The following is a 19,886-nucleotide window of genomic DNA, read 5'->3' as shown; positions in this document are numbered from 1 at the left end:
TGTACATGGCCGCCGCGCATGCCCGAACTTCCTGAAGTAGAGACCGTCCGGCGCGGGTTGATGCCGCGCCTGGTCGGCCGGCGCATCGTGCGGCTGCAGCAGCGTCGCCTCGACCTGCGGGTGCCCTTGCCGGCGAAGTTCGCCGCCCGGCTCGAGGGGCGCGCGGTCACCGGCATCGACCGGCGCGCGAAGTACCTGCTGATCCGGCTCGACGACGGCCAGACCCTCATCGTCCATCTCGGCATGTCGGGCCGCATGACCCTGCATGATGCCGAGAGCGCCGCCAGCCATCCGCTCGGCCCGCACGACCATGTCGTGTTCGACATGGACGATGACTGGCAGGTCCGCTTCAACGACGCCCGCCGCTTCGGACTGATGGTTCTCGAGGCGAACGAGGCGGTGGCCGGCCACAAGTTCTTCAAGAGCCTGGGCCCGGAGCCGCTCGACGACGCCTTCACCGCAGACGTGCTGACCGCCCGTCTGGCCGGCCGCCGGACGCCGATCAAGGCGGCGCTGCTCGACCAGAAGACCCTGGTGGGCGTGGGCAACATCTATGCGTGCGAGGCGCTGTTCCTGGCCGGCATCTCGCCGCGCCGCTCCGCCCACACCGTGAAGGGGCAGCGTGCGGGCCGCCTGGTCGACGCGATCAAGCTCGTGCTCAACCGTTCGATAGCGGACGGCGGCTCGACCTTGCGCGACCATGTTCAGCCGGGCGGCGAACTCGGCTATTTCCAGACGCGCTTCAACGTCTACGACCGGGCCGGCATCGCCTGCCCAACCCGCGACTGCGGCCAGACGGTTCGCCGGCTCGTGCAGGCCGGCCGATCGACCTTCTACTGCGCCCGCTGCCAGCGCTGAGACAAGCTTCGAGGAGGAAAGAGCGATGACCACGGCATACGAAAATATCCAGACCGAAACCAAGGGCCGGGTCGGGATCGTCCGGCTGAACCGCCCGAAGGCGCTGAATGCGCTCTGCGCCGATCTGGTGCGCGAGCTCGGCCACGCGCTCGATGCGTTCGAGGCGGACCCCGGCATCGGTTGCATGGTCCTCACGGGAAGCGACAAGGCGTTCGCGGCCGGTGCCGACATCAAGGAGATGAAGGAGAAGACCTACCAGGACGTCTTCCTGCAGGACTTCATCACCGTCGGCTGGGAGAAGGTGAGCCAGGTGCGCAAGCCGATCGTCGCCGCGGTGGCGGGGTACGCCCTGGGCGGTGGCTGCGAGATGGCGATGATGTGTGACTTCATCATCGCTGCGGACAACGCAAAATTCGGCCAGCCCGAGATCACCCTGGGCACCATTCCCGGGGCGGGCGGCACCCAGCGCCTGCCGCGCTTCGTCGGCAAGTCGAAGGCCATGGACATGGTCCTGACCGGCCGCATGATGGATGCGGCCGAAGCCGAGCGTTGCGGCCTGGTCAGCCGGGTCGTCCCACTGGCTCAGCTGATGGAGGACGCGATCGCCACCGCCGAAAAGATCGCCGGCCTGTCGCTGCCTGCCACCATGGTCGCCAAGGAGGCCGTCAATCGCGCCTTCGAAACGACCCTGTCGGAAGGGGTTCGCTTCGAGCGCCGGACATTTCACGCGACTTTTGCCTTCGACGACCGGGCGGAAGGCATGGCAGCCTTTGCCGAGAAGCGTAAGCCGGGCTGGAAGCATCGCTGATCTGGCGGTTCGGGCGCGCTTGACCGGCCCGGATACGGCCCGTATAAGCGCGCCCTTCGAATAACGAGGACTAACATGGCTAATCATAAGTCGGCCGAGAAGCGCGCCCGCCAGACCGAGCGCCGCACTGCCGTGAATACGGCCCGCCGCAGCCGCGTCCGGGGATCGGTGAAGAAGGTTGAAGAGGCGATTGCGTCCGGCGACAAGACGGCCGCCCGTGAGGCGCTGCGTCTGGCGCAGCCGGAGATCCAGCGGGGCGCCACCAAGCGCATCGTGACGAAGAACGCCGCCTCGCGCCGCGTGTCGCGTCTGTCGGCCCGCATCAAGGCGATGGCCTGACGCTTCTCGCATCATCGCTTCAGACTTTGTGAACGCCGCTCCCTCCGAGCGGCGTTTTCTTTTGCGCCGATGACGGCGCGAAAAAAATTGTCGGCGCTTTTCTCCAATGATCGTTTGGTGGTCGATTGGCCGACTGACATACGATTCGAATTTATCGAACGATGTGCACTGAAGAGCGCTAGATGTTGAGCGACGCAACGCGACGCGTGAGTCGCAAAATCGACTCGAACAGCTTGTCAATCGAGTCACACCACGAAGTGGCTGAATAGCGTGTGGTGTTGGGCGAGTGAATCGTTTGCGCGCTTCGGAGAGTCTGGATAAGACTCTGGCCATCGCGACGGGGCGTGGGGCGCTTGGATCGCGAGCCTGATGGAGAAGAGGGGATTCCTCTCCATCGCAACGACGAACGAGGGAGACAGGTACACAACGCTTCGCAAGTTCGACGATCGATAAGAAGATGAAGCGTCCCATAAGCGACGCTCGTTCAAACATCCCTCGTTCCCTCTTGCCGTGTTGTGTGTCGCCTTCGTTCTCTGGCTCGCAAAACAACGCCTCGCTTCGACGAATGAAAGCGGGGGCCATGTCGAAAGACAACAAGATCACAGACACATTCGAAGTGTCCCCCGCAGCCGGCTACGCCGGTGACGTGACTCCGGCAGCTGCCTGGAAAATTCTCGGCGAACGGAAGGACGCGATCCTGATCGACGTACGCACGCGCGCCGAGTGGAACTATGTGGGCGTGCCCGATCTCGCCAGCCTCGACAAGAAGCCGGGCCTGGTCGAATGGCAGCTCTTCCCGAGCATGCAGGTCAACCCTGATTTCGTCGGCGCGCTTTCGGAGGCGCTGGCGGACAAGACGGTCCCGCTGCTCTTTCTGTGTCGAAGTGGGGTGAGATCGGTCGCGGCGGCGAAAGCCATGTCCGCGGCCGGATACAGTACGTGTCTCAATGTGGCAGACGGCTTCGAGGGGCCTCTCGATGCGCAGGGCAAGCGCGGCGCAACGAGGGGATGGAAGGCAGCAGGGCTTCCGTGGAGACAGACGTGAATCGCATTCAATCGCCGATCCAAGGCAATAACAACGCAGTATTCGAGACCAACATCGTGGCGGGGGCAGGCATGGAAGAAGGGGCGGGCCGAAAAGAGCTCGAAGCGCAGTGGGCGCGCGTCTGTGATCGGCTTCGCAAGGAAATCGGGGACAAGGCCTTCAAGACTTGGTTCGGGGAAGTCGAGCTGGGTGAAGTGAAGGACGGCAAGCTGCGCCTCTACGCCCCGACCCGCTTCGTGCGCGACTGGGTCGGCCGCCACTACGGCGACCGCGTGCTCGCCTATTGGCAGTCGGTGATGCCCGAGGTGAAGAGCGTCGAGGTGAATCTCGTCCCGCCGCCGGCGCCGCGCCGTCCCAACGAGATCATCGCGATGCCGCCCGTGCCCTCGTCGCAGAACCACCAGCCGCCGATGCCGCGCATGGGCCCGTCGATCGGCCGCGGCTCCGACGAGCTCTCGCAGGCTCCCGAGGGTCGCTACACCTTCGCCAACTTCGTGGTCGGCAAGCCCAACGAGTTCGCCTATGCGGCGGCGCGCAACATTTCCGAGCAGGACCTGCCGCTTCCCGAGCGCAACCCGCTCTACATTTTCGGCGGCGTCGGGCTCGGCAAGACCCATCTGATGCATGCGATCTGGCATGTCATCCGCGAGCGCGACCCCAAGACCCGCGTTCTCTACCTGACGGCCGAGAGCTTCGTGAACCGCTTCATCCAGGCGTTGCGCACCAAGAACACCGGCCAGTTCAAGGAGCTCTTCCGCAACGTCGACGTGCTGATGGTCGACGACGTGCAGTTCATTTGCGGCAAGGAAGCCAGTCAGGACGAGTTCTTCTTCACGTTCAATTCGCTGGTCGAGCAGAACAAGCAGATCATCCTCTCATCGGAGAAGCCGCCGAGCGAGCTGCAGGACATCGAGGAGCGCATGCGTTCGCGCCTCGGCAGCGGCCTCGTGGCCGACATCCACTCCTCGACCTACGAGCTGCGCCTGTCGATCCTGCAGACCAAGGCCGAGAATGCCCGCGTACCGGTGCCGGCCAACGTGCTCGAGTTCCTCGCGCACAAGATCAGCACCAATATCCGCGAGCTCGAGGGCGCACTGAACCGCGTCGTCGCGCACGGCCAGCTGATCGGCCGCGAGATCACCGTCGAGATGGCGCAGGACGTGCTGCACGACCTGCTGCGCCAGGCCGACCGCAAGGTCACGGTCGACGAGATCCAGCAGCGGGTCGCCACGCACTACAACATCAAGCTCGCCGAGATGAGTTCGCCCCGGCGGGCCCGCTCGGTGGCCCGGCCGCGCCAGGTCGCGATGTACCTGGCCAAGCAGCTCACGACGCTGAGCCTCCCCCAGATCGGCAAGCGCTTCGGCAACCGCGACCACACCACGGTCATGCACGCCGTGCGCAAGATCGAGGAACTCAAGGTCTCCGACCTCTCGATCGCCGAGGACGTCGAACTGCTCAAGCGGCAGCTCCAGGGCTGAGCCCTTCGGACGAGATTGGCGGCGGGCCCCGAAAGGGGCCCGTTTTGCGTCGGAGGCATGCCCTAAGGGCCTCAAAATACGGGCGAATTCGCTTCCCGACAGCACTTCGCGTGGTATAGTCTCCGACCGTTCCGCCGGGACTTCCGCAACCGGTGAAAACGGGGTGTCTGAACCGCGTATCTTGGCCCTCGTTATAGCGACCAACCCATGAAACTGACGATCGAACGGGCAGCCCTCTTGAAGGCGCTTGCCCATGTGCAGAGTGTGGTCGAACGGCGGAACACGATCCCCATTCTGTCCAACGTGCTGGTCACCGCCCACAAGGGCCGGCTGAGCCTGGCCGCGACCGACATGGACCTGGCGATCACCGAGTCGGTGGAAGCGAACGCCTCCAAGACCGGCTCCACGACCGCGCCGGCCCACACGCTGTACGAGATCGTCCGCAAGCTGCCCGACGGCGCCCAGGTCGAACTCGAGACGGCCTCCGACGACAGCAGCCTGGTCATCCGGGCCGGGCGCTCGCGCTTCACGCTCCAGTGCCTGCCGGCCGCCGACTTCCCGGCGATGAGCGAGGGCGACCTGCCGCACCGGTTCCAGCTTCCGGCGACCGACCTCAAGGGCATCATCGACCGCACCCGGTTCGCGATCTCCAACGAGGAGACCCGCTACTACCTGAACGGAATCTACTTCCATGCCGCGACCGTGGGCGGGACCCAGGTGCTGCGCGGGGTGGCGACCGACGGCCATCGCCTGGCCCGTGTCGAGGTGCCGCTGCCCAAGGGCGCCGGCGAGATCCCGGGCGTGATCGTGCCGCGCAAGACCGTGGGCGAGGTCCGCAAGCTGCTCGACGAGAGCGATGGTACGGTCGATGTCGAGCTCAGCGACACCCGCATCCGCTTCTCCAGCGGCAACGTCACCCTGGTCAGCAAGCTGATCGACGGCACCTTCCCCGACTACGAGCGGGTCATCCCGACCGGCAACGACAAGGTCCTGAACGTGCCGTGCAAGGAATTCGCGCACGCCGTCGACCGCGTCTCGACCATCTCGACGGAGAAGTCGCGCGCCATCAAGCTGGCCGTCGCCAAGGGCGTCGTGACGCTCTCGGCCACCAGCCCCGATGCCGGCAGCGCCACCGAGGAGATCGAGGTCGAATACAAGGACACGGCCCTCGAGATCGGCTTCAATTCGCGTTACCTGCTGGACATCACCGAACAGATCGCGGGCGCCGAGGCGCGCTTCCTTATGGCCGACGCCGGCTCGCCCACCCTGGTGCGCGACGGTGCCGACGAGAGCGCGCTCTACGTGCTCATGCCGATGCGGGTATGACGGCACAGGCCATCAGCGCCCTCGCCTATTCTTCCGACGCCGTATCGGGCGCTGCGCCGGCACTCCTCGCCGTGCGCCAGCTTCGCCTCACCCATTTCCGCAACTATCGCCAGCTCCGCCTGGATTGCGGCGCCGAGCCGGTCGTCCTGGTCGGTGCCAACGGGGCGGGCAAGACCAACCTGCTCGAGGCGCTGTCCTACCTGGCACCCGGCCGCGGCCTGCGGCGCGCCCGGCTCGAGGATGTTTGCTGCCGCTCCCGTGCCGGCGAGCCGCCGGCCGATGGCTGGGCGGTTGCTGCGACCCTTGATACGCCCGACGGGCGGGTCGCCATCGGCACCGGCCTCGAAGCCGGCCGCAGCGAGGGCGGCCTGCCGCGCCGTGTCGTGCGGATCGACGGCCGGCCGATGCAGAGCCAGACCTCGCTCGGCGGACACGTCGCGGCGGTGTGGCTGACGCCGCAGCTCGACCGCCTGTTCCTCGACGGCGCGTCGGAGCGCCGGCGCTTCCTCGACCGGCTGGTGACGGCGCTGCATCCCGAACATGCCGGCGACGTCGCGGCTTACGAGAATGCGATGCGCCAGCGGGCGCGGCTGCTGACAGATGGACGCCAGGGGGGCAATCGCGATCCACACTGGTTCACGGCCTTGGAGGACACGATGGCCCGCCACGGTGTGGCCCTGGCCGCGGCGCGCGCCGACACGGTGCAGCGTCTCGACGCCGCCGCGCGGCTGGGCGTCGGCCCCTTCCCGAGAGCGTCCCTGACGATGGCCGGCGAGGTCGACGGCTGGGTGGCCACGATGGCGGCGATCGATGTCGAGGACCGGCTGCGCCGCGAACTGGCCTCGAACCGGTCACGCGATGCCGAAGCCGGCACCACTTCGTGCGGCCCCCATCGCAGCGACCTCGCGGTGCGCCATCTCGATCTCGACCTGCCCGCGGCCGAAGGGTCGACCGGACAGCAGAAGGCCGTCCTCGTCTCGATCGCGCTGGCGCATGCCCGCCTGGTGGCCTTGGCGCGCAGCCGGCCGCCGCTGCTGCTGCTCGACGAAATCGCGGCCCATCTCGACGCGGAGCGCCGACTGGCGCTGTTCGACGAGGTGGTGGCGCTCGGCGTCCAGAGCTGGATGACCGGCACCGATGCCGAACTCTTTGCGCCGCTGGCCGGTCGCGCGCAGATCCTGCGCGTGGCCGACGGCTCGATCGCGGCGGTCTGAACAGTTTTTCGAAAGCCAGGACCATGAGCGACAACGACATCACGCCGGGCGCCGAGGACTACGGCGCGGATTCCATCAAGGTGCTGCGCGGGCTGGAAGCCGTGCGCAAACGGCCGGGCATGTATATCGGCGACACCGACGACGGGACCGGCCTGCACCACATGGTCTACGAAATCGTCGACAACGCGATCGACGAGGCGCTGGCCGGCTACTGCGACAAGGTCCACGTCATCCTGCACGGCGACGGCTCGGTCACGGTGCGCGACAACGGCCGGGGCGTGCCGACCGACATCCACAAGGAAGAAGGGATATCGGCCGCCAACGTGATCTTCACGCAGCTGCATGCCGGCGGAAAGTTCGACCAGAACTCCTACAAGGTGTCGGGCGGCCTGCATGGCGTCGGCGCCGCGGTGGTGAATGCGCTGTCCGAGCGACTGGACCTGCGCATCTGGCGCAACGGCAAGGAACACCACCTGGTTTTCCGGCATGGCGAACCGGAAGGCGACCTGAAGATCGTGGGCGAGGCCGACCAGGGCCAGCATGGCACGGAAGTGACGTTCCAACCCTCGACCGGCACCTTCACCAAGACCGAATTCGACTTCGCCACGCTCGAGCACCGGCTGCGCGAACTCGCGTTCCTGAACTCCGGTGTCCGCATCGTGCTGACCGACGAGCGCGCCGCCGAGCAGAAGGTCTCCGAGCTGTATTACGAGGGTGGCGTCGAGGCGTTCGCCAAGTATCTCGACCGCAACAAGTCGGTGCTGCACGACCCGCCGGTGTCGATTCGCGGCGAGAAGGACGGCATCACCGTCGAAGTCGCGATGCAGTGGAACGACAGCTATCACGAGACGATGCTGTGCTTCACCAACAACATCCCGCAGCGCGACGGCGGCACCCATCTGGCCGGCTTCCGCGGTGCCCTGACGCGCACGCTGAACAAGTATGCCGACGAGAGCGGCATCTCGAAGAAGGAGAAGGTCGGCCTCACCGGCGACGACATGCGCGAGGGCCTGACCTGCGTGCTCTCGGTCAAGGTCCCGGACCCGAAGTTCTCGTCGCAGACCAAGGACAAACTGGTCTCCTCGGAAGTGCGCCCGGTCGTCGAGTCCGTCGTTGCCGACAAGTTCGGCCAGTGGCTCGAGGAGCATCCCTCCGAGACGCGCAAGATCCTGACCAAGGTCGTCGAGGCCGCCGCCGCCCGAGAGGCCGCGAAGAAAGCCCGCGAATTGACCCGCCGCAAGGGCGCGCTCGACGTCTCCTCGCTGCCCGGGAAGCTGGCGGACTGCCAGGAGCGCGATCCGGCGCTGTCCGAACTGTTCATCGTCGAGGGCGATTCGGCCGGCGGTTCGGCCAAGCAGGGCCGCAACCGCGCCAACCAGGCGATCCTGCCGTTGCGCGGCAAGATCCTGAATGTCGAGCGCGCCCGCTTCGACAAGATGCTGGGCTCGGCGGAAATCGGCACGCTGATCACCGCGCTGGGCACCGGCATCGGCCATGACGACTTCAACCTCGACAAGCTGCGCTACCACAAGATCATCATCATGACGGACGCCGACGTCGACGGCTCCCACATCCGTACGCTGCTGATGACGTTCTTCTATCGCCAGATGCGCGACCTGATCGAGCGCGGCCACCTCTACATCGCGCAGCCGCCGCTGTTCAAAGCGGCGAAGGGCAAGTCGGCGATCTATCTCAAGGACGAGCGCGCACTGGACGACCACCTGATCCAGACCGGCCTCGAAGGCGCCACGCTGCAGCTCGGCAGCGGCAGCGTCCTCGCCAAGGAGGATCTGCGGAACACGGTGGATATCGCCCGGTCGGTGACCAACCTCGTGAAGCCGCTGGCGCTGTCGCGCCGCGTCACCAGCCAGGCCGTCATCGAACAGGCCGCGATCGCCGGCGCCCTCAAGCCCGACGTGCTGGCCGATCCCGTGCTCGCCAAGCAGACCGCCGACTACATCGCCAAGCGGCTGGACGTCGTCAGCCCGCCGCTGGAGCGCGGATGGGTCGGCGAGCCGATCGCCGACGGCGGGCTCGCCTTCACGCGTCGCCTGCGCGGCGTGACCGAGCGGCACATTATCGACGGACCGCTCACCCGCAGTGCCGAGGCGCGCAAGCTCGACGCGCTGGCGGACGAGCTTCAGGCCATCTACGAAAAGCCTGGCCTGTTCGCGGTGAAGGACAAGGAGACGAGGATTTCCTCGCCCACCGAGCTGTTCGCCGCCGTGCTCGAAGCCGGACGCAAGGGTGTTACGATCCAGCGCTACAAGGGTCTGGGCGAAATGAATCCCGACCAGCTCTGGGAGACCACGCTCGATCCCGAGGCGCGCACGTTGCTGCAGGTCCGCGTCAACCACGCCGACGAAGCCGACGAGATCTTCTCGACGCTGATGGGCGACGTGGTCGAGCCGCGCCGCGAATTCATCCAGGAAAATGCGCTGAAGGTCGCGAACCTCGATGTCTAGAACCGTCGCCCTGCTGGCAGCCGCCCTGCTCTCCATCGCGGGCGCCCTGCCCGCGGCCGCACAGACCCAGTCGACGACGCCGACGGCCAACGCCGGCACGAAGCTCAATTTCCCGGCAAGCCTGGGCGGCGCCACCTTCGAGCGGTCGGTCAACTATGCGGCCGCCCCGGCCAACAATCCGGGCCTCGGCATGGCGTACTTCTATTCGACGCCGAAGCGCCTGACGATCAGCGTCCAGGTCTTCGACCTCGGCCGCCGCGTGCCGGCGGGGAGCGACAATCCGACCGTCACCTCCCAGTTCAACGCCGAGCTCAACTCGGCCGAACAGCAGTTCAAGTTCGCGGGATACACCGGCTTCCAGAAGCCGTCGGTGCCCTCGAGCTGCGCCTACGGCGGGGTGACCTTCCGCTGTGTCACCTACAGCGGCGTCACCCAGGCCAACTCAAGGATCTACAGCAAGCTGCTGCTGACCGGCTTTCGCGATCACTTCATCAAGATCCGGATCGACTGGGCGCAGTCGCACCAGCAGACCGCGGCGGATGCAGATGCCGCGCTGCAGGCCTTCGTGCCGGCCCTGATGCGCTGATCCCCCCGGTGTACGGCTGCTGCTTCAGCGCAGGCCGAGCCGCCGGAACGTTCCGACCGTCGTGAGCAGGCCCAGCGTGACCAGACAGAGGCCGCCGATCTGCAGCGCGCCGGGAATTTCACCCACGATTGGAATCCCGACCAATACCGACAGGGCGGGTACGATGGCCGGAAACAGCACGGCGCGGCTCACGCCGAGGAAGATCACGGCCTGGCTGTAGGCGATCATGGTGATGGCGCCCTGCAGTCCGCCCTGCACCAGCCCCTGGAAGGCGAGCATGCCGAGCGGCAGCGCCTGGAGGTGGGCGATGCCCATCACCGCCAGATAGAGCGGCGTCGTCATCAGGAAGGACAGCACGGCCACGACGGCGGTCGCTTGCAACGCCGGAAGCCGCCAGTGCCGCAGCAGCAGGGTAAAGCCCGCCCACAGCACGCTCGAGGCAAAGAACAGGAGATCGCCCAGCCAGGCCCGTTCGCCCGCCGGCTGCGTGAGCCCGTCCCAACCGATCAGGAAGATGCCCATCAACACGATGGCGGCGCCGATCAGGTGGTTGCGGCTCAAGCGCTCGCGCAGGAACACCGCCGCGCCGATCGTGCTGACGATGGTGACGGTCGAGGGCGCGATTACCGCGCCATGGGCCAGTGGCGCAAACCCATAGCCACCCGTCTGCAACAGGGCGAAGGGCGCCCCGCCCAGGAACGTGAGGATGAGCGCGCGGCGGAAGCCGATGCCCGCGAAGTCCCTTACGCCATAGCGCAGGAGCAGCGGCAGCATGATGGCGCCGGCCACGATGTAGCGGGCGAAGATCATGTCGACGGCGCCCAGGCCGCCCAGGATGCCCGCACGGGCCGAGGCGAAGGACAGCGAGGCCCCGAGCGCCATGATGGACCCGCATAGGAATCCCCAGTGGTCGCGGGTAACCCATGCCGGTGTCGAATAGGCCATACCACTCGCTAGCACGCGGCGGGCCAGTCGGACACGAATTTTAGTGCACTCGCTCCATAATTGCGCTTTCATGCCTAAATGGCACGCCTGAGGGAATTCGATGAGGACCGCGCGCTCGATGCCGCCGTCGATTGCTTCTGGAACCGCGGCTACGAGGCCACGTCGGTGCGCGACCTTGCCCGCGAGATGGGGATCGGCGGCGCCAGCCTCTACAATGCCTTCGGCGGTAAGCGCGCCCTGTTCGAGCGCGTCCTCGAACGCTACGCCAACCGTTCGACCCGCGAGCGCATCGCACGGCTCGAAGCCGGTCACCGTCCGCCCGAGGCGATCCGGGCCTTCCTCGCCGAGGTGATCGACCGTTCGCTGAAGGATCCCGACTGCAAGGGGTGCCTGCTGGTGAATTCGGCGCTCGACGTGGCGCCGCACGACGCCGAGCTCGGCCGCGTCGTCACCGGCTATCTCGAAGAGATCCGCGCGTTCTTCCGGCGCAACGTCGAAGCCGCGATCGAGGCCGGCGAAGCGCCCCGCGGCACCGATGCCGAATCCCTGTCGATCCACTTGCTGGGCGTGCTGATGGGCATGCGCGTGCTGTCGCGCACCGGTGCACGCCGGCGGACCCTGGAAGCGGTGGTCCAGCCGGCGCTCGACCTTCTGGGGAGGCCCCATTGATCGACCATCTCAACGACGCCGCCCTGAGCGCGCTGCCGGACGACGCCCCCGTGGTCATGCTGAACCTGATGCGCTTCCGCGAGCGTTCGCTCGACGGCAAGGGCAGCGGCTGGGACGCCTATCTGCGCTACAGCGCGCTCACCATAAAACTGATCAAGGCCCAGGGCGGCACCATCATCTGGACCGGCGAGGCCGAGGCGGTAGCCCTGGGCGAACCGGACCGGCATCGCTGGGATTACGTGGCGCTGGTCCGCTATCCCTCGCGTGCCGCGTTCCTCGCCATGATGAGGTCGCCCGAATACGCGGCGGCCAATGTCGAACGCGAGAACGGCTGCAGCGACCACGCGATCGTCGCCACGCACCAGACCTACAGCAACCTCAGCGAAACCAGAAGCAAGGAGTAGGCAATGTCATTGGCAGACAAACTCTCGGCAATGCGAGCGGCCAGCGCGGCGCGGCTTCCCGCAGACAAGCAGGCCATCATGGAGAGGGCCACCGAAGATCTGCGTCGTACGGGAATTCTCGACCGCATCGTGCCGGTCGGCGGTCGGATGCCAGCCTTTGCGCTGGCCGATCACGGCGGGCGTCGTGTCGACTCGGACGACCTCCTGGCCGGTGGGCCGTTGGTCCTGTCCTTCTTCCGAGGGTCCTGGTGACCCTACTGCCGGCATGAGCTGGATGCTCTGCAAAGCGTGTACGCCGACATCGCGGGCCTTGGCGCCAGCCTCGTCGTGATCTCGCCTGAACTGCCGGTGCGCACGGCAGACATGGCGACCAAACAGAAACTCACCTTCCCGATCGTCTGGGACGAGAAATCCGCTGTCGCGGAAGCCTTTGGCCTCGCTTTCGCGCTGCCCGACGACCTCAGAGAAGTCTACCTGAGCCTGGGCATCGATCTCCCGCTGCGCAATGGCGACGCCTCCTGGCAGCTGCCGGTTCCCGCGCGATTCGTCGTCGACGGCGAGGGCATCGTGCGCTCGGTGGAAGCCGACGTGGACTACAAATACAGGCCCGAACCGGAACCTACCGTCGCGCTCTTGCGCGACATCGTTGCGGGCTGAGGCCACGCGGAAGCACCAGGGGAAACAAGCGCATGGTCAGACGTCTCAGCGACATGCCGGAAGTCGAGGCCCACCACCTCCGGCGCATCGAGTGTCCCACCTTTGACGACACGCCGGCGCTGCCCGGCAAGCCGCTCAGCCAGCGCCGGGTCGCGCTGATCTCGACGGCGGGCCTGCACCGGCGCGGCGACCGCCCGTTCCGCCCCGGCGACGGCAGCTACCGCGTCATCCCGGCCGAGACTCCGGCGCGCGACCTGGTCATGAGCCACATCTCGGTGAACTTCGATCGCACCGGCTTCCAGCAGGATCACAACGTCGCCTTCCCGATCGACCGGCTGCGCGAGCTGGTCGAAGAGGGCGTCGTCGGCTCGATGGCGTCGATGCACTATTCGTTCATGGGCGCCTTTCCGCCCGATGCGGCCCAGCCGCATGCCCAGCATCTCGCCGGCCTGCTGAAGCAGGATGCCATCGACGCCGCCCTGCTCGTCCCCGTTTGACCCGCCTGCACGCGCGCCGTGGGCGCGCTGGGACACTTCCTCGAACGTCAGGGCATTCCGACCGCCAGCATCAGCCTGGTGCGGGAGCACACCGAAACCATCCGTCCGCCGCGCGCCCTCTGGGTCACGTTCGAACTCGGCCGACCGCTCGGCATTCCCGACGATGCGGACTTTCAGCGACGCGTGCTGCGCGCGACCGCGGCGCTGCTGGAGCGTACCGACGGGCCATTGATCGCCGACTATCCCGAGCACGTCGGCGAAGAGGCCGACTTCACCGGCTGGGCCTGCCCGATCAACCTGGCGCCCCAGGCGACCGACACGCTGGCAGCCGAGATCGACCGTCTGGCGACCTGGCACGACCAGAGCGTCGCCCGAACCGGCCGCACCACCGTGGGCGTCTCCGGCCTCGACATGCCGGCGGCCGGCGCGCTGCTCGCCGCCGCCCTGGCCGGCGATCTGCCGTCGGCGCAAACGCTCAAGGAAGCGGTCGACGATCTGCGGGCTTATTATCTGGAGGCGGCCTCGGCCTTTCCCGATCCCGGCACATCGAAGAAGCGCAAGGCCTGGCTGTGGGACGAGACGCTGTTCGGCAGGGCGCTGCTCGATCTCCAGCCCAGGCTGGCCGCGAGCGAAGACCCGCAGCACCGGATCCTGGGCAACCTGACCTTGATTCCTGCAACAGAGCGGTACCGGCTGGCGAAGGGCTAGAAACCCGCGGAGGTCTTCATGCTGAAGGCTGTCATTGCGGCACCTGTTGGCCTTGATCGGCGTGTCGACCGCACAGGCGGCGAAGGAATTCGGCCGCCAAGCTGTTCGAGGACACGTTCCGCAAACGCCCGCCCGTCGGGCTGTTCATCGAGACTCTCGACAAGGTCGACCCGACCCGCAGTTAGTTCTGCTCCGATCCCGTGATCAGCCGTGCACCGGACTGGAAGGTCACGTAAGACCACATCCAGTCGAGCATGACGATCAGCCGGTTCCTGAAGCCGATCAGGAACGAGATATGGATCAGTCCCCACATCAGCCAGGCCAGGGTGCCGTCGAGGCGCAACCAGCCGAAGTCCGCGACGGCGGAACGGCGTCCGATGGTCGCCATGGTCCCGTAGTTGTAATAGTGGAACGGTGGCGGCGCTGGCTTCCCAGCCAGTCGCGCCCGCAGCACGCGCGCGACATACGTGCCCTGTTGCTTGGCGACGGGCGCGAGGCCAGGGAGCGGCTGGCCGTCCTTCCCGGCCACACTCGCCGTGTCGCCGACGACAAAGATCTCGGGATGGCCTGGCACAGTGAGATCGGCGCCTACCGGAACGCGACCGATCCGGTCCTTCTCGGCACCCAGCCAGTCGGCCGCCGCGGAAGCGGCCACCCCGGCCGCCCAGACGATGGTGGCGGCAGGCACATGCTCCTCGCCGATCGTGACTCCGGCCTCGTCGCAATTGGAGACCGGCATCCCGAGGCGGACTTCGACATGCAGCCGCTCCAATGCGCCGCGCGCTGCCGTGCTGAGCACCGGTGGAAAGGCCGCCAGCACGCGCGGACTCGCCTCCACGAGCAGGATGCGCGCCTCGCGCGGATCGATGGTGCGGAAATCGTGCCGCAACGCCACATGCGCCAGCTCGGCGATGGAACCCGCCATCTCCACGCCGGTCGGCCCGCCGCCGATCACCACGAAGGTGAGAAATCGCCGACGCGCCTCCTGCGTCTCGGCTGCTTCGGCATGCTCGAAGGCGGTGAGGATGCGTCGGCGGATGGCGGTGGCGTCGTCGATCTTCTTGAGCCCGGGAGCCACACGCTCCCACTCGTCGTGGCCGAAATAGGAATGACGCGCGCCGGTCGCCAGCACCAGCTGGTCATAGGGGATCTCGCGGTCGTCGACCCGGACGGTCCGTCGCACGATGTCGACGCCGGACACCTTGCCCATCACCACACGCACGTTGGCGGCGCGACGCAGGATGGCGCGGATCGGCGAGGCGATCTGTGCCGGCGACAGTCCGGCGGTCGCGACCTGATAAAGCAGCGGCTGGAAGAGATGGTAGTTGCGACGGTCGATGACGGTGACGTCGGCCGCGGCACCAGAGAGGGCATGCGCTGCGCTCAGGCCGCCAAAGCCCGCGCCGACGATGACGATACGCGGCCGGACCATAAGACTGCTCCTTGTTCCAGGTGCGTCCAGCCAGGCTGAAGGCATGACGCGACGGCCCGACAGTGCTCCAGCGCCGCGTGTCCGTACAGAGGCGGCTTGTCTAAAGCACCATCTGCGTCTGCGTCACCACCGCCACGAGCTTGCCCTCGGCGGTGGTGATGCGGGTGGTCCACACCATGGTGCGGCGGCCGCGATGGACCGGCGTGGTCTCGCCGATCACCGTGCTGCCGACCGGGGCCGGCCCCACGAAGTTGGTCTTGCTCTCGATCGTGGTGGTGCCCTTGCCCTCGGGCAGGTTGAGCACGGTGGCGGCGGCGCCCAGCGTGTCGGCGAAGGCCATCACCGCGCCGCCGTGCAGGATCGCCGGCCGCGTGCAGAGCTCGGGGCGAACGACCATCTCGGCCTTCACCCCGGTCTCGCTCGCTTCCGTGAACTTCAGCCCCAGAAGCTCGGCGAAGGGCAGCTTGATGTCGTTCAGGAGCTGAAGCTTGTCCATGGTCGTTTCCTCTCGTCGGCGTCTAGTGGGCGGTGCCGATGCGGCGCAGGCCGAGATACTCGAGGATCGCCAGGTCGGCCACGATCAGCGCGACCACGACGATGCCCACGATGCCGGTCAGCGTCCAGGAAGCCGGCAGCATCAGGATGACGGCACTGATCGCAACCCAGGAGGCGTCGAGGAGGAAGATCGCCCGCGCCCAGCCCAAGGGCATGTCGGGGCGTGACGCGACCCAGCCGCACACCGCGCCGAAGGCCACGAAGCCCAGCCCCAGCAGTTCCAAGACGAGGGCGAGATCCATGCCCAGCACCTTGAGCGGCGCGTGGGTGGCCATCGCCGCGAACGGACTGGCCAGGGCCGCCAGGACGGCGCCGGAGCCCACGGACAGTATGGCATTGGCCCAGAGCGTGCGGCGAAGCAGGCGATCGGATGAAGCGGTCATGTCGTCCTCCTTTGGTTGCGGACGACCGGGAGATCGCATTCCCCCACCGGTCTCTCAATTACGCACGAGGTAATCGGCGGGCCCGCGGGCCGGTGTTAGGCTTGGCGCCATGAGTACAACTCCCGCTTCGGTGTCCTCTCCTCCTGCCGACACGTTCGGTCCAATGCTGCGCGCCTGGCGTCGCCGCCGCGGCGCCAGCCAGCTCGCGCTGGCGCTGCAGTCCGGCGTCTCGCAGCGTCATGTCAGCTTCCTCGAATCGGGTCGCGCCCGCCCCAGCCGGGAGATGGTGGTCCAGCTCTCGACCGCGCTCGACGTGCCGCTGCGCCAGCGCAACGAGATGCTGCTGGCGGCGGGCTTCGCGCCGGCCTATCGCGAGAGCAACCTCGCCGCGCCCGAACTCGCACCAGTGCGCCGGGCCATCGATTTCATGCTGAAGCAGCAGGAGCCCTACCCCGCGGTCGTGATCGACCGGCTGTGGAACCTGCTGCAGGCCAACGAGGCAGCCAACGCCTTCACCGTCTTCCTGTTCGAGGGCATGCCGCCACCGCCGCCACCGGGCAAGGCACCCAACCTGCTGCGCTGGATTCTCGATCCCAAGGCGCTGCGCTTGAAAATCTCCAACTGGGAGGAAGTCGCGCGCTATCTCGTGTCGACGACCTATGCCGAGATCCTGGCGGCCGGCGGCGAGCCCCGGGCGCTCGCCTTCATCGAGGAGATCATGGCCTATCCCGACGTGCCCGCCTCGTTCCGCAAGCTGCGCTTCGAGGAGCGGCCCGGGCCGGTGCTGACGGTCGACTATCTGGTGGGCGGCAAGGCGCTCTCGGTGTTCACCACCATCGCCACCCTGGGAACGCCGCAGGACATCACCCTGCAGGAAGTCCGGGTCGAGAGCTTCTTCCCCGCCGACGACCGCAGCGACGCGCTGTTCAGGAGCCTGGCGGCGAAACGCTGAAGGGCCAGCCGGCCCGCCGCGCGGGGCGGGTGGCGTGACCGCGGCAAAATGCTAATCACGTCGCCGACCATGGGCGGCCCCGGCATCCTCGTCACGCTCGACATCGCCCTGCGCGGCGCGGGCATTGCGCTGCTCCTGATCGTCGCGGCTGCGACGCTGCGACGGGCCCAGGGCCGGCCTGCCGGCTGGCTCGGCGCGCTGCTGGCCGTAGGCGCCGCCGCCTACGCCGTCTGCTCCTCGCCCGGGCCCCATGATCCGCCGGTCTGGTTCGCCCCGGTCCTGCTGCTCTGCACCGGCAATGCCGCCGTGTTCTGGCTATTCGCCCAGGCGATGTTCGACGATTCTTTCCGGCTGAGGCCCTGGCATGCGCTGGTCTGGCTGGGCCTGGTCGTCTGGCCGGTGGCCCATCTGCTGGGTGCGGGCTTCACCTCGCACTGGCTGCTGGGCGTGCTCGTGCGCGGCGCGGTGATCCTGCTGGCGCTACTGGCGTTGGCGCAGACGGTGCGGGGCTGGGGCAGCGATCTGGTGGAAGGCCGGCGGCGGCTGCGCCTGTTCATCCTGATCGCCGTGGCCCTCCACATCGCCGTCACCGTCACGGCCGAGCTGGTCATCGGCCCCGACCAGGTCCCGATGACCCTGCACCTGCTGAACTCGGGCGCCCTGGTCGCGATCGCGGCCATCATCGCCCTGCTGCTCCTGCAGGCCGACCTCGACTCCGTCCTCGGCCCGGTGGCAGTCGGACCGGCCGTCGATACCGTCTCGCCCGCCAGCCTGCCCCCTCACCCGCCGATCGCAGAGGCGGCAGCGGAGGACGAGCCCGCCGACCCGGCCCTGCTCGCCACGCTCGAAAGGCTGATGTCGGTCGACAGGCTTTACCGCCAGGAGGGGGTGACCATCGGCGTCCTGGCCGGCCGGCTCGGCCTGCCCGAGTACCGGCTGCGACGCGCCATCAACCGCGGGCTGGGCTACCGGAACTTCAACGAGTACCTGAACCGCCACCGCCTGGCCGACGCCAAGCAGGCGCTGGCCGATCCTGGCCAGGCCGACGTCCCGATCCTGACCATTGCCCTCGATTCGGGCTTCCAGTCGCTCGGTCCCTTCAACCGCGCCTTCAAGGCCGACACCGGCATGACCCCGACCGAGTACCGAAAGGCCGCCGAAGGCCGCGACGGCGCCTGATTTCCCGCCGATTCCGGAATCGGCGAGCCGTTTTTCGCCGCGGATCGCCGATTGTCACCTTCGGCGCGATCCTTCCGCCGCCTCCTCCTAGGCATTGGGCACGCCTGATGGAGGGGCGATCGATGAACGAACTCTGGCACGTCTACCTGTCTGCCTGGCCCACGGTCTGGGCCATGGACACCGCCCGCTACCTCGTGGCCGCCACGCTGATGGCCACGATCCTCGCTTTGTTCTGGCGAGCCGGTCTGGCCCGCCGCAAGCTGCAGGCCCGCGATCCCGCCCGAGGCCAGCGACGGCGCGAATTGCTGGCGTCGATGCGGACAGCGTTCATCTTTTCGCTGCTGGGCGCCCTCGTGGCGGTGGGCGACCATCAGGGCTGGATCACGATCTACAAGGACTTCCGCCAGGCCGGACCGCTCTACCTCGTCCTGTCGCTCGCCCTGATGCTGGTGGCCCACGACACCTACTTCTACTGGGCCCACCGTGCCATGCACCACAGGCGCCTGTTCGCGCTGTTCCATCGCACGCATCATCTGTCGCGTACGCCAACGCCGTGGACCGCCTATTCCTTCGCCATCCCCGAGGCGGTCGTGCACGGCGCCTTCGTCCCGCTCTTCCTGCTCGTCGTGCCGATGCACGGGCTCGGCCTGCTGGCCTTCGGCATCGTGCAGATCCTGCGCAACGTTATGGGACATGCCGGCGCCGAGGTGCATTCCGCCGCCTTCGGTCCCGGCCGGTGGCTGGGCTGGAACAACACCACGACCCATCACGATCTGCATCACGAAGCCGGGCGCTACAATTACGGTCTCTATTTCCGCTGGTGGGACAAGCTGATGGGGACCGAGCATCCGGACTACCGCCGGAAGTTCGAGGCGATCGTCTCACCGGCCGCCGCCACCACGGCACCGGTCGGGGCGGGGCGCCTGCTGGCACGCGCGCTGGCGTGCGTGATGGCCGGAGGCATTCTTCTTTCCGCCGACCCGGTCCGTGCCGAGGACGGCCCCGTGGGACGGTGGGTGACCCCAGGCGCGGCGGCCGTCGTCGAGATCGTGCCCTGCAGGGACGCACCGGGCCTGTGCGGCACCGTCCGCTGGTTGTGGGACGGCGTCGACGACAAGGGCCGGCCACGCCTCGACACCCAGAATGCCGACGCTTCCCAGCGCACGCGGCCGCTCGTCGGCCTGTCGATCCTGTCGGGGCTCGCGCGCACCGCGAACGGCGGCTGGGAGGGCCGGATCTACAATCCCGAGGACGGCCAGACCTACCGCGCCACCCTGCGTCGGCCGACCGCCGACACGCTGACCATCGAAGGCTGCGTGCTGTTCATCTGCCAGAAGCAGGTGTGGCGCAGCGCCGGGGCGCTGGCTGCTGCCCTGAGGTGAG

21 protein-coding genes and 1 pseudogene are annotated in these 19,886 nt (G+C 67.4%); 18 read left to right on the top strand and 4 right to left on the bottom strand.

What is annotated here, in order from left to right; all coding sequences use genetic code 11:
- The first annotated feature begins 18 nt into the window (after positions 1 to 18).
- The 9 genes from mutM to ACO07K_RS25765 all read left to right on the top strand — a co-directional run bounded on the left by mutM (position 19) and on the right by ACO07K_RS25765 (position 10,122).
- A complete protein-coding gene (mutM, locus tag ACO07K_RS25805; RefSeq protein WP_422033002.1) occupies positions 19 to 858 on the top strand; it encodes a bifunctional DNA-formamidopyrimidine glycosylase/DNA-(apurinic or apyrimidinic site) lyase in 840 nt (279 codons plus the stop codon).
- A 25-nt stretch (positions 859 to 883) separates the two neighbouring features.
- A complete protein-coding gene (locus ACO07K_RS25800) occupies positions 884 to 1,666 on the top strand; it encodes an enoyl-CoA hydratase (RefSeq protein WP_422033000.1) in 783 nt (260 codons plus the stop codon).
- A gap of 75 nt (positions 1,667 to 1,741) precedes the next feature.
- Entirely contained in the window at positions 1,742 to 2,005 is a 264-nt protein-coding gene (rpsT, locus tag ACO07K_RS25795) for a 30S ribosomal protein S20 (protein WP_298309741.1), read from the top strand.
- A 580-nt stretch (positions 2,006 to 2,585) separates the two neighbouring features.
- A complete protein-coding gene (locus ACO07K_RS25790) occupies positions 2,586 to 3,050 on the top strand; it encodes a rhodanese-like domain-containing protein (RefSeq protein ID WP_422032998.1) in 465 nt (154 codons plus the stop codon).
- The gene (dnaA, locus tag ACO07K_RS25785; RefSeq protein ID WP_422032996.1) at positions 3,047 to 4,531 is read left to right on the top strand and encodes a chromosomal replication initiator protein DnaA; all 1,485 of its coding nucleotides are present in this window, start codon (positions 3,047 to 3,049) and stop codon (positions 4,529 to 4,531) included. Before ACO07K_RS25790 ends, dnaA begins: the two co-directional genes overlap by 4 nt.
- 207 nt (positions 4,532 to 4,738) lie before the next feature.
- Entirely contained in the window at positions 4,739 to 5,857 is a 1,119-nt protein-coding gene (dnaN, locus tag ACO07K_RS25780; RefSeq protein ID WP_298309746.1) for a DNA polymerase III subunit beta, read from the top strand.
- Complete coding sequence (recF, locus tag ACO07K_RS25775; RefSeq protein ID WP_422032994.1) at positions 5,854 to 7,071, top strand: DNA replication/repair protein RecF; 1,218 nt, start codon at positions 5,854 to 5,856, stop codon at positions 7,069 to 7,071. Before dnaN ends, recF begins: the two co-directional genes overlap by 4 nt.
- Before the next feature lie 23 nt (positions 7,072 to 7,094).
- Positions 7,095 to 9,536: a DNA topoisomerase (ATP-hydrolyzing) subunit B gene (gene gyrB / locus ACO07K_RS25770; protein WP_422032992.1), complete on the top strand. Its 2,442-nt coding sequence runs from the start codon at positions 7,095 to 7,097 to the stop codon at positions 9,534 to 9,536.
- Complete coding sequence (locus ACO07K_RS25765) at positions 9,529 to 10,122, top strand: hypothetical protein (RefSeq protein WP_422032990.1); 594 nt, start codon at positions 9,529 to 9,531, stop codon at positions 10,120 to 10,122. The genes gyrB and ACO07K_RS25765 overlap by 8 nt, the downstream gene beginning before the upstream one ends.
- A gap of 24 nt (positions 10,123 to 10,146) precedes the next feature.
- On the opposite strand, the gene ACO07K_RS25760 is transcribed toward ACO07K_RS25765, so the two are convergent.
- A complete protein-coding gene (locus tag ACO07K_RS25760) occupies positions 10,147 to 11,067 on the bottom strand; it encodes a DMT family transporter (RefSeq protein ID WP_422032988.1) in 921 nt (306 codons plus the stop codon).
- A gap of 78 nt (positions 11,068 to 11,145) precedes the next feature.
- On the opposite strand from ACO07K_RS25760, the gene ACO07K_RS25755 reads away from it, so the two are divergent.
- The 6 genes and pseudogenes from ACO07K_RS25755 to ACO07K_RS25730 all read left to right on the top strand — a co-directional run bounded on the left by ACO07K_RS25755 (position 11,146) and on the right by ACO07K_RS25730 (position 14,002).
- Positions 11,146 to 11,736, top strand: a complete 591-nt coding sequence (locus tag ACO07K_RS25755) for a TetR/AcrR family transcriptional regulator (protein ID WP_422032986.1) — start codon at positions 11,146 to 11,148, stop codon at positions 11,734 to 11,736.
- Between the two features lie 56 nt (positions 11,737 to 11,792).
- Complete coding sequence (locus tag ACO07K_RS25750) at positions 11,793 to 12,140, top strand: DUF1330 domain-containing protein (RefSeq protein WP_422036707.1); 348 nt, start codon at positions 11,793 to 11,795, stop codon at positions 12,138 to 12,140.
- 3 nt (positions 12,141 to 12,143) lie between these two features.
- Positions 12,144 to 12,392, top strand: a complete 249-nt coding sequence (locus ACO07K_RS25745; protein ID WP_422032984.1) for a hypothetical protein — start codon at positions 12,144 to 12,146, stop codon at positions 12,390 to 12,392.
- Between the two features lie 12 nt (positions 12,393 to 12,404).
- Positions 12,405 to 12,797 (top strand): annotated as a pseudogene (locus ACO07K_RS25740) (redoxin domain-containing protein); the annotation flags it as partial.
- Positions 12,683 to 13,294 carry a glycine/sarcosine/betaine reductase selenoprotein B family protein gene (locus ACO07K_RS25735; protein WP_422036706.1) on the top strand — a complete coding sequence of 204 codons (612 nt, stop codon included), beginning with the start codon at positions 12,683 to 12,685 and terminating at the stop codon, positions 13,292 to 13,294. The pseudogene ACO07K_RS25740 and the gene ACO07K_RS25735, both read left to right, overlap by 115 nt.
- A gap of 18 nt (positions 13,295 to 13,312) precedes the next feature.
- Entirely contained in the window at positions 13,313 to 14,002 is a 690-nt protein-coding gene (locus ACO07K_RS25730) for a hypothetical protein (RefSeq protein WP_422032982.1), read from the top strand.
- Between the two features lie 181 nt (positions 14,003 to 14,183).
- On the opposite strand, the gene ACO07K_RS25725 is transcribed toward ACO07K_RS25730, so the two are convergent.
- The 3 genes from ACO07K_RS25725 to ACO07K_RS25715 form a co-directional block, all read right to left on the bottom strand.
- Positions 14,184 to 15,434: an NAD(P)/FAD-dependent oxidoreductase gene (locus ACO07K_RS25725; protein WP_422032980.1), complete on the bottom strand. Its 1,251-nt coding sequence runs from the start codon at positions 15,432 to 15,434 to the stop codon at positions 14,184 to 14,186.
- 100 nt (positions 15,435 to 15,534) lie between these two features.
- Positions 15,535 to 15,930, bottom strand: coding sequence for a PaaI family thioesterase (locus ACO07K_RS25720; RefSeq protein ID WP_422032978.1), 396 nt, complete (start codon positions 15,928 to 15,930; stop codon positions 15,535 to 15,537).
- Positions 15,931 to 15,952: 22 nt separating this feature from the next.
- Complete coding sequence (locus ACO07K_RS25715; RefSeq protein WP_422032976.1) at positions 15,953 to 16,372, bottom strand: hypothetical protein; 420 nt, start codon at positions 16,370 to 16,372, stop codon at positions 15,953 to 15,955.
- Between the two features lie 109 nt (positions 16,373 to 16,481).
- On the opposite strand from ACO07K_RS25715, the gene ACO07K_RS25710 reads away from it, so the two are divergent.
- The 3 genes from ACO07K_RS25710 to ACO07K_RS25700 all read left to right on the top strand — a co-directional run bounded on the left by ACO07K_RS25710 (position 16,482) and on the right by ACO07K_RS25700 (position 19,885).
- Positions 16,482 to 17,324 (top strand): helix-turn-helix domain-containing protein, encoded by an 843-nt coding sequence (locus ACO07K_RS25710; protein ID WP_422032974.1) that lies wholly within the window; start codon positions 16,482 to 16,484, stop codon positions 17,322 to 17,324.
- Positions 17,325 to 17,372: 48 nt separating this feature from the next.
- Positions 17,373 to 18,503 carry a helix-turn-helix domain-containing protein gene (locus ACO07K_RS25705; RefSeq protein ID WP_422032972.1) on the top strand — a complete coding sequence of 377 codons (1,131 nt, stop codon included), beginning with the start codon at positions 17,373 to 17,375 and terminating at the stop codon, positions 18,501 to 18,503.
- A gap of 122 nt (positions 18,504 to 18,625) precedes the next feature.
- Positions 18,626 to 19,885, top strand: a complete 1,260-nt coding sequence (locus ACO07K_RS25700) for a sterol desaturase family protein (RefSeq protein WP_422032970.1) — start codon at positions 18,626 to 18,628, stop codon at positions 19,883 to 19,885.
- Position 19,886: the final 1 nt, after the last annotated feature.

The sequence above is a fragment of the Reyranella sp. genome, from assembly GCF_965228225.1.
GTDB lineage: Bacteria > Pseudomonadota > Alphaproteobacteria > Reyranellales > Reyranellaceae > Reyranella.
The sequence above is the reverse complement of the archived record's forward strand: the minus strand, read 5'-3'. Positions and strand labels throughout refer to the sequence as shown.